This is a genomic window from Leclercia sp. LTM14 (assembly GCF_023736175.1).
In the GTDB taxonomy this organism is placed as follows: Bacteria; Pseudomonadota; Gammaproteobacteria; order Enterobacterales; family Enterobacteriaceae; genus Enterobacter; species Enterobacter barmai.
Genome location: NZ_JAIKTT010000002.1, coordinates 101065 through 116965 on the forward strand (window position 1 = coordinate 101065; position 15901 = coordinate 116965).

Below are 15901 nucleotides of genomic sequence, written 5' to 3' on the forward strand. Positions count from 1 at the left end.
GAACGTTCGGTTCCTCTGCTGAGGGGGTTATTAATTGTCGTACTGAAGAGCCGTCCTCTTACCGGAGCCGTCTTTTACCGGAAAGACCTTTCTCACCTGCGCCTTCGTTGAAAAGTCCGGAGATCCAGTCAGCAAAAGCACGCACGGCGGGAGAGAGAAAACGCTGATGCGGATAGAGCATCGTTACCGGCACGGAGGGGGGCTGCCAGTCTGCCAGAACCTCAATCAGTTTGCCTTGCTGCAGATTCTCCGAAATCACATTCTCAGCGAGCTGCGCCAGCCCAAAACCTTCAAGACACAGTCTGATGTAGAGTCCCGTTTCGTTAACGGCTGCATCCCCCTCAACCGGAACAGAGAAGGCCTCAGTGCCTCGTGTAAAACGCAGTTCACTCGTGCGTCTTCCAGAACCGGAAAAGTAATGAATCGCCCGATGCTGTGACAACGCTTCAGGCGTCTCAGGGACACCGAACTTTCTGAGATAGTCCGGCGAGGCGCAGGTCACCCAGCGAAACCGGCCAAGCGGACGGGCAACCAGTGTGGAGTTCGTTAATTCACCGGTTCGTATGACGCAATCCCCCCCTTCCTGCACAAGATCGACCTGCCGATCGCTCACGCCAATCATCAGGTAAATATCCGGATAAAGCCGGTAAAAGTCTTTCAGGTGGGGCATGACGATGAAATGGGCGATCCCACCAGGCATATCAACCCGCAGCCGCCCCTGAGGGCGTCTGAGGGAATCAGTCAGGCTGGATTCACTATGCTCAATCAGCGACAGGATCTCCCGGCACTGCGCCAGATACTGCAGGCCTTCAGGAGTAAGGCTGACCCGTCTTGTCGTGCGGTTCAGCAGGCGCACCTGCAGGTATTTCTCCAGGTTTTTAATCGTGCTGGTAACGGTGGAAGAAGGCAGTGAAAGTGTTTCTGCCGCGCGAACAAAACTCCCGGCTTCAGCAACCCGCGTGAAAACCTGCATAGCCTGAATCCGATCCATCGTTCTGCTCCGGGTAAAAGTGAGTCTGATTATTCGCAAATTATGAATTATGAAAACACTTTACGCATCTTTTTCAGGCTAATGGTGTGGCGTATCGTTTCCCCATTGATCAGGAAAGAGGCAAGTTTATGGCCGGTTACATCAGAAATATTGTTAACAATCAAAATGTCACTTCACAGGCTACGTTGATTCGTGGCGCGACGATACTGAGCATGGACGAGAACATCGGTAACATTGAGCGTGGTGATATTCTCATCAACGGCTCAACGATTACCGCCGTGGGCCAGAACCTTGATGTGCCGGGGGCGCAAGTCATTAATGCCACCAATATGATTGCCATGCCGGGAATGGTCGATTCTCATCGTCATGCATGGGAAGGACAGCTGCGCCGCATTAATCCAAACGCCACCTGCCTGGACGACTACAGCAACGCCACACACTTCTCGTTCGCTAAATATTACCGTCCTGCCGATATCTATGTCGGCAACCTGCTGACGGCGCTGGGCGCTATTGATGCGGGCATCACCACGATGATTGATAACTCGCACAACAGCCGAACTGCAGCGCATGCCGATGCCGCCGTCGAGGCCCTGCTTGATACCGGTATTCGCGCCATTCATGCTTCCGGTGCACCGGTAGCCGGCGAATGGGATAAAGCGCACTGGCCCGGAAACTGGCAGCGTCTGCAGGAGAAGTATTTCACCGACAACCCTGAAAGCCTGGTCACTCTCGCCGTCATGGCCCAGCTGGAGCCAGAGTTGTGGGCCGAGGCCCGCAGGCTGGGGCTGTCGATTGTCACGGAGTTCTTTGGCGCTGAGATGGGGGCTGAACTTGAGTCGCTGCATCAGCAGGGGCTTCTGGGGCCGGACAATATTTTCAATCACTGCACGGCGCTGCCTGACCGGGGATGGGAAATTCTGCGGGAAGCGGGTGTGCGGGTAAACGTCTGCCCACGCTCAGATTCGCACTATGGCATCGAAAGCGGGATGTTCGCCATTGAGGCCGCACAGCGTCATGGCATCAAGCCTGGCCTGAGCGTGGACAATGAAACGTCGTACAGCACCGACATGTTTATGGAGATGCGCGTCGCCTTTTACCTGCAGCGGGTAATGGGCATGCATCAGCAGCAGTGCTGCGATGCTGAACAAACGCTGAAAACGCTTCCGGCGGCGCAACTCCTTAAAGCCGCGACTATTGATGGTGCGGCCTGTGCAGGGCTGCAGGAGAAAGTGGGCAGCCTGACGCCAGGCAAGCAGGCTGACCTGGTGCTGATTAACGCCAGTGATCTCAACCTGTACCCGTCCGGAAATGCCTTTGGCACGGTGGTACATGCCGCCGAGCGCAGCAATATCGATACCGTCATGATCGGCGGGCGCATCGTTAAACAGAACGGTAAGGTACTGGGCGTAGACAGCGCGCGACTGCGTGCGGCGATTGATGAGTCGCGTGAGCACCTGTTTGCCGCCTCTGGCTACCAGCCTGACATTTTTGCTGACGCCTTCCTGCCGCTGGAGCAGGCAGACTGACCGGGATGAAAAGCATGATTTATTACGTAATCGCGTTAGCCGCAGGTCTGGGGATCACCCTGCAGACAACCCTGAACAGCCAGCTGGCAATGGGACTGGAAGGTGATCCGGTCACTGCGGCGCTGTTTTCCTTCACGGCGGGCGCGTTCAGTCTGGGGATTTACGCACTGCTCAGGGGCGGGCTAATGACATCGCTGGCGGCGATCCCGTCACAACCCCTCTGGAGTCTTGCGGGCGGCCTGATAGGCGCATGTGCCCTGTTCAGCTATGTCGTGCTGGCGCCGAAAATCGGATTTTCAGCTCTGCTCGGGCTGGCAATTGTCGGACAGTTACTTTCCTCGCAGATGATTGACCATTTTGGCTTGCTGGGCGCTGTGCAGCGCCCGGTTTCGTTAGTCAGGCTGGGGGGAATGGTTGTCATGCTACTCGGACTTGCTGTCACGCTTTTCGGCGATCGGCTCTCTGCACGTTTTCTGCAGTAACTGCGTTATCCACTTTTGCCATCGTGCAGTACGATCTTTTATATCCGGAGGATTAACATGTTTTCAATTGCAGCTGAGGTCAGGAATACGCTGGGAGAATGCCCGCTGTGGTGTGAAAGAACCCGCAGGCTCTACTGGACTGACATTGAAGCCAGTGAACTTCTCGCCATAGAAGAAGGTATTGATGCTGTGATGCGCTGGTCGCTGCCTGAACGTCTTGGCTCCTTTGCCCTGACTGAACAGGATCACATTCTGCTGATGGGATTCGCGACAAGGCTGGCTTTCTATGATCTCAACAGTGGATTAATTACCCCAGTGGCTGCTTCACCGGGAGACACCGGCACCCGTATAGGTGATGGACGGTGCGACCGTGCCGGTAATTTTGTCTTCGGGACGTTGGATGACGATTATCCCGTTAAAGTCATCGGTAAGTTTCATCGACTCAATGCGGCAACGCTGACTGTTGAGACGCTTGCATTGCCCGATGTCGCTATACCGAACAGCATCTGTTTCAGCCCCGATGGTGGCACGCTCTATTACTGTGACTCGATGCAGGGTCGGATTATGTGCTGCGATTACCCCTCGCTGCAAAACCAGCGCGTGTTCACCAAAATCGAAGGCGGCGGCGCGCCTGATGGTTCCTGCATTGATGCGCAGGGCTATCTGTGGAACGCAGAATGGGGCGGCAGTCGGGTTGTCCGATACAGTCCGGGGGGAGAAATACACAGCATTCTTTCTGCGCCAGCCCTCCAGACAACCTGCCCGGTGCTTGGTGGTTCGTCACTCCACACACTTTCTTGTACCAGTGCCCGGGTAGGACTCGCAGAGCCAACCGCTTATGACGGTGCGCTTTTCAGCATTCGGTCACTTTTTTTGCCGGATTACCAGAAAGCCGTTTTGCAGCGCACAAAATATAACCTCTGGCATTTGATCAGATTCAGGCTTAGAGAAAGCATCCGTTCCTGGCACAAAGCCGACATTCCGCTCTTTAAGACTCTTTCTACCGTCAGTCACTCCAGTCTTCCCGAACCAGGCTCAAACTCACGCACATAGTTCGTCGCCAGCACGGCGCTGGCGACGATGGCATGCCTGGCGAATCCTGCTAAATACCGCCCCCAAGGGACTGCCACAGGGTTATGCGGTTTTCCAGGTCGGTCTGTTGTAGCGCGATCAGCGACGACTGGGCCGACCACAGCGAGCGCCGTGCGGTCAGTACCGTCAGGTAATCTCCCGCTCCCGCCTGATAGCTGCGGGTCGCTACATCCAGCGTTTTTTGCTCTGCCGCCACGTACTCGCGCTGGGCATCAAGCTGCTCGCTCAGGGTTTCCCGGCGCGCCAGCGCGTCGGCCACGTCCTTAAACGCGCTCTGAATCGTTTTCTCGTAGGTGGCGATCAGCCCCTTCTTCTCCGCTTCGGCGTAGCGCAGTTGCGCCATGTTATTGCCGCCGCTGAACAGCGGCAGCGTGATGGACGGCGCGAACGACCAGACCTGCATCCCGTGGCTGAACAGGGAGGAGAGTGAATCGCTGCCGACCCCCGCGCTGGCGGTCAGCGAGATGGTCGGGAAGAAGTTAGCCCGCGCGGCACCGATGCTGGCGTTGGCGCTCAGCAGGTTATGCTCCGCCTCCTGAATATCCGGGCGACGCAGCAGCGTGCCGGAGCTGACCCCCGCCGGGATCAGCGTGATGGCGTTGTCGCTCAGACTCTCCAGCGTGCCGGGCAGCAGGTTGTCCGGCACGGTGTCGCCCGCCAGCAGGTTGAGGGCGTTTTTGTCCTGCATCACCTGCGTTTGGTAGCTCGCCACGCTGGCGCGCGCCTGCTGGTACACCGCCATGGCGGAGCTGACGTCCGTGGCCGCCGCCACGCCGACCTCCTGCTGACGTTTGACGATTTTGAGCGAGTTCGCGGCGCTCTGCTGGGTGGATTTCGCCAGCGCCAGGTTGCTGTTATCCGCTGCCAGCGTCACCCAGGCAGTGGTCAGTTCGCTGACCATCGTCAGGCGGGTGTTCTGCGCGGTGAATTCGCTGGCAAGCCAGGTCTCCCGCGCGGCGCGGGACAGGCTCTGGTTACGGCCAAACAGATCCAGCTCAAAGCTGGAGACCGTACCGTTGGCTTCATCGCTGGTGGTCACGCCGCCCGCCAGCGTGCGGCTGCGGGTATGGCTCAGCCCGGCATCCAGCGTCGGGAAGAGGGATGAACGCGTTTCGCCATACTGGGCGCGGGCGGCATCGATATCGGCAATCGCTTTTTGCAGGTCGCGGTTGCTGTTGAGCGCCATCGTCACCACGCTTTTCAGGCGGGCATCGTTCATCACCTGCTGCCACTGGCTGACGACGGCGGTGGCCTCGCCGTGGGCGCCGGGCAGGGTGGCGGGGACGGGGGCGGCCGGGCGCTGATAAGTGGGATCTAACGACACACAGCCTGCGCTCAGCAGGGCCAGGGCTAAAACAGATACACGAAACATTATGACCTCCGGTTTGCGTGTTTACCGGAGAAGAGACGTTTCACCAGTACAAAGAATAAAGGAACGAAGAAGATCGCCAGCAGCGTGGCGGCCAGCGTCCCGCCGATGATGCCGGTCCCGATCGCCACGCGGCTGTTGGCCCCGGCACCGGTGGCAATCGCCAGTGGCGTCACGCCCGCGATAAACGCCAGCGAGGTCATGATGATGGGACGCAGACGCGTCTGGGCGGCACGCAGGGCGGCGCGGGTGAGGGAGTAGCCTTCGGCGACTTTGGCTTCGGCGAACTCCACAATCAGGATGGCGTTTTTCGACGACAGGCCGATGGTGGTCAGCAGCGCCACCTGGAAGTAAACGTCGTTGTTCAGGCCGCGCAGCGAGGCGGCAAGCGCCGCGCCCAGCACCCCAAGCGGGATCACCAGGATGACCGAAATCGGCACCGACCAGCTCTCATACAGCGCCGCCAGGCAGAGGAACACCACCAGGATGGAGAGGGCATACAGGCTCATCGCCTGGCCGCTGGCCAGTTTTTCCTGCAATGACAGGCCGCTCCACGCCCAGGTGGTGCCGGACGGCAGGTTGTTCGCCAGCTGCTCCATCTGGCTCATGGCGGTGCCGGAACTGGCGCCGCTGGCATTTTCGCCCTGGATCTCATATGCCGCCGAACCGTTGTAACGCACCAGGCTCTCCGGGCCATACTCCCAGCGGGTGGTGGCAAAGGCGGAGAACGGGGTCATGCTGCTGTCGCTGCCGCGCACATACCATTTATTGAGATCGGTCGGCACGGCGCGGGCATCGCTGTCGCCCTGGATGTAGACCTTTTTCACGCGCCCGCGATCGATAAAGTCATTCACGTAGGTGCCGCCCCAGGCGCTGGAGAGGGTGCTGCTGACGTCGCTCAGGGAGAGCCCCAGCGACACGGCTTTGTTGTTGTCAATATCCACCTGCAGCTGTGGCATCTGGGGCAGATCGTTGGCGCGCACCGCCTGCAGGGTGCTCTGCTGGTTGGCCTGGCCAATCAGCTGGTTACGCATCTTCAGCAGGGTGTCGCGGTCGGTGTTGCCGGTCGCCATCAGCTCAAAGGTAAAGCCGTTGCTCTGGCCCAGACCGTCAACCGCCGGGGGCGTCATGGCAAAGATGCTGGCATCCCGGATGGTGCTCAGCTCCCGGGTGGCGCGCAGGGCAATCGCCTGGGCGGTGTTCTCGTCGCCCTGACGTTCGGACCAGTTTTTCAGGGAGACAAAGGCCATCCCGGCGTTCTGGCCGCTGCCGCTAAAGCTGAAACCCTCGACGGTGAAGATAACGTCGGTGTTGGCTTTCTCTTTGGTGAGGAACCACTCGCGCACCTGGCGGCTGACCTCGGCGGTCCGGACTGCCGTGGCACCCGCGGGCAGGGTGTACTGCACCATGATTTCACCCTGGTCTTCCGTGGGCAAAAAGCTGCCCGGCAGTTTCAGCATCGCCACGCCCATCGCGCCGCAGAGCAGGGCGTAAACTATCAGCATGCCGCCGGAGCGGCGCAGGGCCCGCAGCACCTTGTTCTGGTAGCCGTGTTCGGTCCTGCTGTAGAAGCGGTTAAACGCGCCGAAGAAGCCTTTTTTGTGCGGCGTGGTGTGGCTCAGGATCGCGCCGCAAAGCGCGGGGGTCAGGGTCAGCGCTACCACCACGGAGAGGATCATCGCCGAGATAATGGTGACCGAGAACTGACGGTAAATCACCCCGGTCGAACCGCCGAAGAAGGCCATCGGCAGGAAGACCGCCGAGAGCACCAGCGCAATGGCGACCAGCGCGCCGGAGATTCCGCCCATCGATTTTTCGGTCGCTTCCCGGGCAGGCAGCCCTTCGTCACGCATAATACGCTCGACGTTCTCCACCACCACGATGGCGTCATCCACCAGCAGGCCTATCGCCAGCACCATCGCAAACAGCGTCAGGGTGTTGATGGAGTAGCCGAACAGCGCCAGCACGCCGAAGGTGCCCAACAGGACCACCGGGACGGCCAGGGCCGGGATCAGCGTCGCGCGGATGTTCTGCAGGAACAGGTACATCACCACCACCACCAGGATAATGGCTTCGAACAGGGTCTGGATCACGTCCTCAACTGAGATCTTGATGAACTCGGTACTGTCTTTCGGGTAGGCCACGTCGTAGCCTTCCGGCATCGACTTTTTGAATTCGGCGATTTTGTCTTTCACCGCCGTGGCGGTATTAAGCGCGTTCGCGCCCGGAGAAAGCATTACGGCCATCCCCGCTGCCGGGTGGCCGTTCAGCTTCGCGGTGGCGGTGTAGTCTTCGCTGCCCATCTCCACGCGCGCCACGTCGCCGATGCGCACGACCGCGCCGCTGGCCTGGCTTTTGACGATGATGTTTTTAAACTGATCCACCGTCTGCAGGCGCGACTGGGCGCGCACCGTGGCGGTCAGTTGTTGCGCGTTCGACGAAGGCAGTGCGCCGATCTTCCCGGCAGAGACCTGCACGTTTTGCGCTTCAATCGCGCTCTGCACGTCGGAGGGCATCAGGGCGTAAGAGGCCAGCTTCGCCGGGTCGAGCCAGATGCGCATGGCGTATTCCGCGCCGAACACCTGCAGGCTGCCGACGCCTTCCACGCGTGCCAGCGGATCCTGCATGTTGCTCACCAGCCAGTCGGCGATATCCGAGCTGCTGGCGGTATCGGTTTTGTCGTACACCCCCATGATCAGCAGGAAGTTGCTCTGGGATTTTTCAACGGTAATGCCGGACTGCTGCACCTCGGTCGGCAGGCGCGATTCCGCCTGCTGAACCTTGTTCTGCACCTGCACCTGGGCGGTATCCGGGTCGGTTCCCTGTTCGAAGGTGACGTTAATGCTCACCGAGCCGTCCGAGCTGCTGGTGGAGCTGAAGTAGAGCAGGTTATCCAGCCCGGTCAGCTGCTGCTCAATCACCTGGGTGACGCTGTTCTCCAGGGTTTGCGCAGAGGCACCGGTATAGGTGGCGGAGATTTTGATCGACGGCGGGGCAACGTCCGGGTACTGCGCCACCGGCAGGGTGCGGATCGCCAGCATCCCGGCGAGCATGATCAGAATGGCGATCACCCAGGCAAAGACCGGACGACGCACGAAGAAACGGGAAAACATCAGGCGTCTCCTCCGGTGGTTTTCATCTCTTCGGCTTTCACTTCCTGCCCGGCGGTCACTTTGTCGGTACCTTCCACAATCAGCCTGTCACCCGCCTTCAGGCCGCTCAGCACCAGCCATTTGTCGCCGTAGGTATCGCCCGTTTGCAGCTGGCGCTGCTCCACCTTGTTGCTGGCATTGACCACCAGCGCGGTGGCGGTGCCTTTGGCGTCGCGGGTAACGCCCTGCTGCGGGGCGAGGATCGCATCATTCATAATGCCTTCGTCCACGCGGGCGCGGACAAACATTCCCGGCAGAAGTTGATGCTGCGGGTTCGGGAAGACGGCGCGCAGGGTGACCGAGCCGGTGGATTCATCCACCGCCACTTCGGTCAGCGCCAGGCGGCCTTTTTCGCTGTAGGTGCTGCCGTCCTCCAGGGTTAACGTCACGCTCAGCGTATTGCTGTTGCTGGCAAGGGTTTGCCTGCGCAGGCGCAGCAGATCGGCGCTGGATCGCGTGAGATCGACGTACATGCTGTCCAGGCCGCGAACGGTCGCGAGGGCGGTATCCTGCTGGGCGGTGACCAGCGCGCCGGGCGTCACGGAGGAGATGCCGATGCGCCCGGCAATGGGTGCGGTGACGGTGGTCCAGTTGAGGTTAATGCGGGCGCTCTCCTGGGCCGCTCGCTTCGACGCCACGCTGGCCTTGTCCTGCGCGCAGGTGGATTTCGCGTCTTCCGCGTCCTGGCGCGACACGCCGTCGTCTTTCACCAGTTGGGCATAGCGCTGGGCTTTCTGGCAGTCGGCCTGCACCAGCGCCTGCGCCTGTTTCAGCGCGGCCGCGGCTTCATCAAATGCGGCGCGGTAGCTGGAGGGATCAATCTGATACAGCGCCTGTCCGGCTTTGACGGTATCGCCTTCGGTGAAGAGCCGTTTCTGAATAATCCCGCCCACCTGGGGGCGCACTTCGGCGCTCATGGCGGCGGTGGTGCGGCCGGTCAGTTCACTGACGACGGGAACCGGCTGGCTCATCAGGGTGACAATCCCCACTTCCGGCAGGGGAGGTGGGGGAGCAGATGTTTGTGCATCATCGCACCCGGTCAGGAGGAGTAATGCCGCGATGGGGGTTATTATGGTTTTCATAATCTTTTTCCAGGGTGAACGAAGCCAGCCCTGTTAATGGCTTAACAGGGTGGAGGACTGATTAAAGGCACAGCGATGCCGCATCTCCGGCAGTGCCGGAAATGAAAATAAGGAAATAATCGGGTACGGCTGATTATTTACATGCGATTACTTAGCAGAGAAAAGCATATTTAAAATATCCTGATAAATGGGCTCTAATTGTTCTGACGGCACTTTTAACGGAGTTAATCGACGGTAAATTGTCCCCTCGATCATCACCGCGGTAATTTCCACGCAGCAGCGAATATGGTCATCGCTCAGGTGGGGGAACTGCTTTTTCAGGTGCTCGCAGGCGTTGGCAAACATCCGCGCTTCGGCCTCTTTGAGCATGGCGGCAACCTGCGGGTTGCGCGTGGCCTCGGCGGACATCTCGAGCATGAGCGCATCGTCATCTTCGTTGAGGGTTTGTCGCCAGGCGAGCATCTGCGGCATGCCTTCAACCAGCGTTTTGCCCTGCATCTCTTCGATGCGCGAGTCGATGAAACGCCGGATCATCTCTTCGATAATGGCGTCTTTGTTGCTGAAATAACGGTAGATTTGCCCGACGCTCAGCTGCGCTTCACCGGCGATCTGCGACATGCTGGCGGCGTGAAACCCGCTGGAGCGAAAGCAGCGGCGGGCAGCCGTAATAATCTCGTCCTGCCGCTGTTTCTGGCGTTGTTCCAGTTTCGTGCTCATCAGGGCAACCCTGTAAAAGTGAGAATGATCGTTCTCATTATGCATTTCAGGAGCGAATTGGAAAGGCTTTTTTTATTTACATAACGAATGAATATTTCCGGATTTTAATAATGGAGGGAATATGGAGTTTTTATGGAAAAGAGGCGGGGCGGTATTAAGAATATGATGAAAAAAAGGAGGCAAAAAAAGGCAGAGAGTTATCCGCCCTTTTTTTGCCGTGTTATAGTGGAGTAATCCCGGGTACCAGCGCGGCGAGAAGGGCGCAAACGCTCATGACCCAGACTTTGCGACCTACATGGATGTAGGATCGCCCCCGACCCGAAAGCCTGCGGGAATAAGCTGAGTGTACCGCGAAGCGGCGATTTTCCTGGCCGGGAGCCGGGATTGCTAAGGGGGCGGCGGCGAGCCCACTTAGCACGTTCACGGGTGACGCGGCTGACAGAGAAGCACAAATCATACAGTGAACGGAACCACCTCCAGAGTCGCATGTTCCCCCTCACCCCAGCCCTCTCCCCAAAGAGGAGAGGGAGCCGACCGTGCCGCTATTTATTGTGGGGATCCCCTGCGCGAGGAATAACGCAGGGAAATTTTATTATTTCATATTAAAAGTGGCGTTAAGCTCGTCGACGTTTTCCTGAGTCAGGGTATTCATACCAAAGGGTTTCAGCATGAAATAGAGTTTCGCCGTTTCCTCCAGCTCTTCGGCGTTGAATACCGCCTCGCGAAGTGTCTTGCCGGAAATAATTGGGCCGTGATTGGCGAGCAGAATGGCGTTATGTTCCGCCGCCAGTTTTTCGACATGCTCGGCGATCAGCGGTGAACCCGGGCGAATGTAGGGTACGACGGGCAGTTTGCCGACACGCATCACGTAATAGGGGGTGATCGGCGGCAGGGCGTTTTCAGGATCAATGCCCGGCAGGCACGACAGGGCGGTGAGCCACGGCGAATGCAGATGAACAATGCCGCCGCACTGCGGGCGCTGACGATACATCGCCAGGTGCATCAGTACCTCTTTCGAGGCCTTCTGACCCGAAATCTGCTCTCCGTCCATGGTGACTTTACTCAGCTCGTCCGCAACAAGATCGCCAAAGCTGGAGTTGGTGGGGGTCGCCAGAATCGTGCCGTCCGGGAGTTTCAGGCTGATATTGCCCGCGCCGCCGCTGCTGTAGCCGCGCTCAAACATGGAACGGGCATAGCGCACCATCTCTTCTCTTAACTGTTGTTCACTCATCATAATGTTCCTGTGCTTTCTGGAAGAAATCCTGGCTGCCAAAGTTGCCGGATTTGAGGATCACCCACTGCGGTTTGTTGAGGACCTGGGTCCAGGGCACCCCGGGTGCCACAGGCTCGCCAATGATCATCCCCTCAATGTTCAGACCCTGAGTCACTGCGCCGGAGGTCTCGCCCCCCGCGACGATAAACTTGTTAAAGCCAGCCCGGGCAAGCGTCCGGGCCAGCGATGCGAAGAAGGTTTCGATCCTGTCGCTGACGAACGCCGCGCCGTAGTGTTTCTGGATAAGCTCGATGATTTGCGGCGGCTGGGTGGCGTAGACCATCGGGGCCAGCGGTTCACCGCCACGGGTGATGACCCATTGCGAGACGCTTTCCAGATACGCCGGGTCGTGAATGATCTTTTCCACATCCAGCGCCAGGGACGAGGCGCGTTGCTGGTAGAAATCTACCTGCTGATTGGTCATCGCAGAACAGCTGCCGGAAAGCACCACCCCCGCGCCGCTGGCCTTGACCTGCATCGTCTGTTTTGCGGTTCCGGCACGCTGTTTATCGAGGGTGGCGATGGCGTAACCCAGCCCGGCCGCGCCCGTCACCAGCGGGAAATGCGACGTGGCGCTGGCGACGGTCAGCAGATCCTGGTTATCGAGCACGTCGAAAATGAAGTAGCGGGCCCGGTTCGCCTGCTGTTTTTCCATCTCCGTTGCCAGTGCGGCGGGATGGTTTTTCACCGTATCGAGATTGATCAGCCCGCACAGCCCGACAGACTGCGCTTCCATCAGCTTCTTCAGGGAGGCGTGCTTCATCGGCGTGACGGGATGGTGCTCCATGCCGCTCTCATTCAGCAGCTCACCCTTCACGAACAGGTGGCCGTGCACGATGGTGCGACCGTTATCCGGTACCGCAGGGCAGATAAGGGTGGCTGGGGTATCCAGAAACTTCATCAGCGCATCGGTCACCGGGCCGATATTGCCCTGGGCGGTGGAGTCAAAGGTCGAGCAATATTTGAAGAGCTGGCGCTGGCACCCCTGCGCCTTCAGCCACGCCGAAGCCGCTAAGGACAACTCCACCGCGTCGTTGACCGGAATCGAACGGCTCTTCAGGGCAATGACAATGGCGTCGGTGTCCTGCGCGTCGAAGCCATCGGTGGGCACGCCATTAAAGAGCACCACTTTCCAGCCTGCGTTGACCATAAAACTGGCAATGTCGGTTGCCCCGGTAAAGTCGTCGGCGATGACGCCTAACTTAGTCATGTTCATTCCTCACAAACCCGTTGATGTCGTTATATTGCTTTTATGTATATATAAATGCAAATGTGGTGATTGTTAAAACGTGGTTAAGATCACATTTTGGGTCAATTTGCGACACTGTGTCCCAAAGTGCTACCTCCCGGTTGCGTCCAGAAGTTGCAGGCATTTAAGACGCAAAAAATTGCTGCCTGCAAGTGTATGAAAGGTAAAGAAAATGCTAAATCTGAAAAGACTTATCGGATAAACGTGATCTGCATCACCTTGCCATAGATGCATTTATTGTTATAAAAATGCAATCGAAAGCAAACAACCTACCTGGAGTTTTTTATGCGCATTCTGGTTCTGCCTTGTGACGGTATCGGCCCTGAAATCACCTCAGCTGCGGTAACCGTGCTGAATTCACTGGATAAAGCCTTCGGCCTGGATTTTGAATTTGATTACGAAGAGGTGGGTTTCACAAGCCTGGAGAAATACGGCACCACGCTGCGTCAGGAGTCGTTAGACAGAGCGAAAACCTACGATGGCATTATCCTGGGCACCCAGTCACACGCAGATTATCCGGCACCGGAAAAGGGCGGTCGCAACGTCTCGGCGGGCTTCCGTATCGGTCTGGATCTGTATGCCAACGTTCGCCCGGCACGGACGCGTCCTTTCCTGACGTCGAACATGAAAGAGGGCAAAACCATGGATCTGGTGATTATGCGCGAGGCCACGGAAGGGTTTTATCCGGACCGTAACATGACCCGCGGTTGGGGGGAGGTCATGCCAAGCCCGGATATGGCCCTGTCCACGCGCAAAATCACCCGTCACTGCTCTGAGCGCATTGCCCGTAAAGCCTTTGAGCTGGCAATGCAGCGCAAGAAAAAAGTGACCGCTATTCACAAAGCCAACAGCTTCCATATGACCGACGGCCTGTTCCTCGAAGCCGTGCGCACGGTGGCAAAAGAGTTCCCGGAAGTGCAGCTCGACGATCTGCTGGTGGACGCCTCCACCGCGCACCTGGTGCGTAACCCGGAACGCTTCGATGTGTTAGTGGCTACTAACTTCTATGGCGACATCATCAGCGATCTGGCAAGCGAACTCTCCGGCAGCCTGGGCCTGGCGGGCTCTATCATGGCCAGCGATACCCACTGCTGCGCTCAGGCGCAGCACGGTTCCGCGCCGGATATTCAGAACCAGGATAAAGCCAACCCGGTGTCAATGATCCTCTCTGCGGCGATGATGCTGGCCTGGTATGCCGAGAAGCACAACCAGCCGAAATTCCTCAAAGCGGCGGACGAGATCGGCCGTGCGGTGGACGAAGTGCTGGAGAACCCGGCAACCCGCACGCCGGATCTGGGCGGCACCTGCGGCACCAAAGCTTTTGCAGAAAAAGTGGCAGCGGCTATTCGCTCCTGAGCATGATTTGCGGCTGCCCTCGTTGCGGGCAGCCCGTTTTCCGGAGAGCACCATGAGCCAACGTATTGTCCTGATCCACGCCACGCCCCTGGCCGTCGCGCCGATCAACGACACCTTCAGGAACCTGTGGCCTGAAGCAGAAATCAGCAATCTGCTCGACGATGCCTTAAGCGTTGATCGGGCCAAAGAGCCAACCCTGACCCCGCGCCTGCATCAACGTATTCACGCCCTGGTGGAGTATGCCGTCAGCATTGATGCCGCCGCAGTGCTGTTTACCTGCTCGGCGTTCGGGGCCGCCATTGAGTCCAGCGCGCAAGTCGTTCCTCTGCCGGTGCTCAAGCCTAACGAGGCGATGTTCGAGGATGCCCTGGCGAAGGGGCGCAATATCGTGATGCTGGCGACCTTCGCGCCCGCCGTAAAAGGGATGGAGGAGGAGTTCAGCGCTCTGGCTTCTGCCCGCCAGGTGGACGCCAGGCTGCAAAGCTACGTTGTGCCCGGCGCGCGTGATGCCCTGAACGCAGGAAATGCCAGCCTGCATAACCAGCTCATCGTCGAGGCGGCGCGGCAACATCAGGGGGCTGATGCGATCCTGCTGGCCCATTTCTCGATGGAGATCGCCTGGCAGGAGGTGAGTTCCGCCGTCTCCTGCGCGGTATTCAGTAGCCCGCAGTCCGCCGTGCATAAATTAAAGCGGATGATGAAGTAAGGCACCGCCGTGAATAATCATAAAGAGACGCAGATTAAATACAGCCGCATATCCTTTGCGCCGGATCTCCTGTTACCTGCCAACAGCTGCGACTGCCATCATCATATTTTTGACCGGCGTTACCCCTGGGCGCCGGATGATGAACGCAACCTCCCTGATGCCAGGGTGAATGATTATCGGGCTTTCCAGTTATGGCTCGGTTTTACGCGCCACGTGCTGGTACAGCCGTCTTCCTACGGGGCGGATAACCGCTGCTTACTCGATGCCCTGAAGGCCTTTGGGGAGAACGCGCGCGGCGAGGCGGTGGTGACGCCATCCGTCAGCGACGCGGAGCTGGACACCCTTGCCGACGCCGGGGTGACCGGCATTCGCTTCAATTTTGCTGCCGGGAGTATCACCACGCCGGAGATGCTGCTGCCGTTGGCCGCCCGGGTGGCGGAGCGCGGCTGGCATGTGCAGGTTCATGCCAGCGCCGATCGGCTCTGGGCCCTGCGTTCGGTGCTGAAGCAGGTTCCGGGCAGGCTGGTGATCGACCATTTCTTTCGCCTGCCGCAGCCGGAACCGCTCTCCCATCCGGCATGGAAACTGGCCTGGGAGCTTATCGATTCGGGACGTTGCTGGGTCAAACTCTCCGCCCTTTACCATCAGTCGCAGCGGGATGATGTGTCTGATATGGCGGGAATAATTAAAGGTTTTCTCTTTGATGCCACCGAGCGGGTGGTGTGGGGCAGCGACTGGCCGCACCCGAATCTCATCAGCGCCAATAAAAACATGCCCGACGACGCGCTGATCCTCTCGCGCATTGCGCACTGGGCAAATAACGACCGGGTCCGGCACCGTCTGTTTGTGCACAACCCGGCAGACCTTTACGGATTTAACTCTTCGTCTTCGTGATAAGGCCGAAAA

Annotated in this window: 12 protein-coding genes and 1 pseudogene; 6 read left to right on the forward strand and 7 right to left on the reverse strand. The window is 58.6% G+C overall.

The annotated features are described in order from the left end of the window. Positions 1-58 precede the first annotated feature (58 nt). Positions 59-991 (reverse strand): LysR family transcriptional regulator, encoded by a 933-nt coding sequence (locus K5I40_RS04855; RefSeq protein WP_223075388.1) that lies wholly within the window; start codon positions 989-991, stop codon positions 59-61. Positions 992-1119: 128 nt separating this feature from the next. On the opposite strand from K5I40_RS04855, the gene K5I40_RS04860 reads away from it, so the two are divergent. The 3 genes and pseudogenes from K5I40_RS04860 to K5I40_RS04870 all read left to right on the forward strand — a co-directional run bounded on the left by K5I40_RS04860 (position 1120) and on the right by K5I40_RS04870 (position 3916). Further along, positions 1120-2517, forward strand: a complete 1398-nt coding sequence (locus K5I40_RS04860; protein ID WP_223075416.1) for an amidohydrolase family protein — start codon at positions 1120-1122, stop codon at positions 2515-2517. A 14-nt stretch (positions 2518-2531) separates the two neighbouring features. Next, complete coding sequence (locus tag K5I40_RS04865) at positions 2532-2999, forward strand: DMT family transporter (RefSeq protein ID WP_223075387.1); 468 nt, start codon at positions 2532-2534, stop codon at positions 2997-2999. Between the two features lie 57 nt (positions 3000-3056). Then, positions 3057-3916 (forward strand): annotated as a pseudogene (locus K5I40_RS04870) (SMP-30/gluconolactonase/LRE family protein). Positions 3917-4101: 185 nt separating this feature from the next. On the opposite strand, the gene K5I40_RS04875 reads toward K5I40_RS04870, so the two are convergent. The 6 genes from K5I40_RS04875 to otnK form a co-directional block, all read right to left on the reverse strand. Beyond that, complete coding sequence (locus tag K5I40_RS04875) at positions 4102-5463, reverse strand: efflux transporter outer membrane subunit (RefSeq protein WP_223075386.1); 1362 nt, start codon at positions 5461-5463, stop codon at positions 4102-4104. Continuing rightward, positions 5463-8573, reverse strand: a complete 3111-nt coding sequence (locus K5I40_RS04880; protein ID WP_223075385.1) for an efflux RND transporter permease subunit — start codon at positions 8571-8573, stop codon at positions 5463-5465. The genes K5I40_RS04875 and K5I40_RS04880 overlap by 1 nt, the downstream gene beginning before the upstream one ends. After that, positions 8573-9694, reverse strand: a complete 1122-nt coding sequence (locus K5I40_RS04885) for an efflux RND transporter periplasmic adaptor subunit (protein WP_223075384.1) — start codon at positions 9692-9694, stop codon at positions 8573-8575. The genes K5I40_RS04880 and K5I40_RS04885 overlap by 1 nt, the downstream gene beginning before the upstream one ends. Positions 9695-9841: 147 nt before the next feature. Then, positions 9842-10411, reverse strand: a complete 570-nt coding sequence (locus K5I40_RS04890) for a TetR/AcrR family transcriptional regulator (protein ID WP_223075383.1) — start codon at positions 10409-10411, stop codon at positions 9842-9844. 592 nt (positions 10412-11003) lie between these two features. Then, positions 11004-11642, reverse strand: coding sequence for an aldolase (locus K5I40_RS04895; RefSeq protein WP_223075382.1), 639 nt, complete (start codon positions 11640-11642; stop codon positions 11004-11006). Next, a complete protein-coding gene (otnK, locus tag K5I40_RS04900; RefSeq protein ID WP_223075381.1) occupies positions 11635-12894 on the reverse strand; it encodes a 3-oxo-tetronate kinase in 1260 nt (419 codons plus the stop codon). The genes K5I40_RS04895 and otnK overlap by 8 nt, the downstream gene beginning before the upstream one ends. 324 nt (positions 12895-13218) lie before the next feature. On the opposite strand from otnK, the gene K5I40_RS04905 reads away from it, so the two are divergent. The 3 genes from K5I40_RS04905 to K5I40_RS04915 are packed head-to-tail and all read left to right on the forward strand — an operon-like array spanning position 13219 to position 15889. After that, complete coding sequence (locus K5I40_RS04905) at positions 13219-14289, forward strand: isocitrate/isopropylmalate dehydrogenase family protein (RefSeq protein ID WP_039028582.1); 1071 nt, start codon at positions 13219-13221, stop codon at positions 14287-14289. 52 nt (positions 14290-14341) lie between these two features. Then, positions 14342-14995 (forward strand): aspartate/glutamate racemase family protein, encoded by a 654-nt coding sequence (locus K5I40_RS04910; RefSeq protein ID WP_223075380.1) that lies wholly within the window; start codon positions 14342-14344, stop codon positions 14993-14995. Positions 14996-15004: 9 nt separating this feature from the next. After that, positions 15005-15889: an amidohydrolase family protein gene (locus tag K5I40_RS04915; RefSeq protein WP_223075379.1), complete on the forward strand. Its 885-nt coding sequence runs from the start codon at positions 15005-15007 to the stop codon at positions 15887-15889. The last annotated feature ends 12 nt before the right edge of the window (positions 15890-15901 follow it).

Coding starts and splice junctions, on each gene's coding strand:
- K5I40_RS04855 (WP_223075388.1), bottom strand. CDS start 991: ATGGATCGGATTCAGGCTATGCAGGTTTTCACGCGGGTTGCTGAAGCC.
- K5I40_RS04860 (WP_223075416.1), top strand. CDS start 1,120: ATGGCCGGTTACATCAGAAATATTGTTAACAATCAAAATGTCACTTCA.
- K5I40_RS04865 (WP_223075387.1), top strand. CDS start 2,532: ATGATTTATTACGTAATCGCGTTAGCCGCAGGTCTGGGGATCACCCTG.
- K5I40_RS04875 (WP_223075386.1), bottom strand. CDS start 5,463: ATGTTTCGTGTATCTGTTTTAGCCCTGGCCCTGCTGAGCGCAGGCTGT.
- K5I40_RS04880 (WP_223075385.1), bottom strand. CDS start 8,573: ATGTTTTCCCGTTTCTTCGTGCGTCGTCCGGTCTTTGCCTGGGTGATC.
- K5I40_RS04885 (WP_223075384.1), bottom strand. CDS start 9,694: ATGAAAACCATAATAACCCCCATCGCGGCATTACTCCTCCTGACCGGG.
- K5I40_RS04890 (WP_223075383.1), bottom strand. CDS start 10,411: ATGAGCACGAAACTGGAACAACGCCAGAAACAGCGGCAGGACGAGATT.
- K5I40_RS04895 (WP_223075382.1), bottom strand. CDS start 11,642: ATGAGTGAACAACAGTTAAGAGAAGAGATGGTGCGCTATGCCCGTTCC.
- otnK (WP_223075381.1), bottom strand. CDS start 12,894: ATGACTAAGTTAGGCGTCATCGCCGACGACTTTACCGGGGCAACCGAC.
- K5I40_RS04905 (WP_039028582.1), top strand. CDS start 13,219: ATGCGCATTCTGGTTCTGCCTTGTGACGGTATCGGCCCTGAAATCACC.
- K5I40_RS04910 (WP_223075380.1), top strand. CDS start 14,342: ATGAGCCAACGTATTGTCCTGATCCACGCCACGCCCCTGGCCGTCGCG.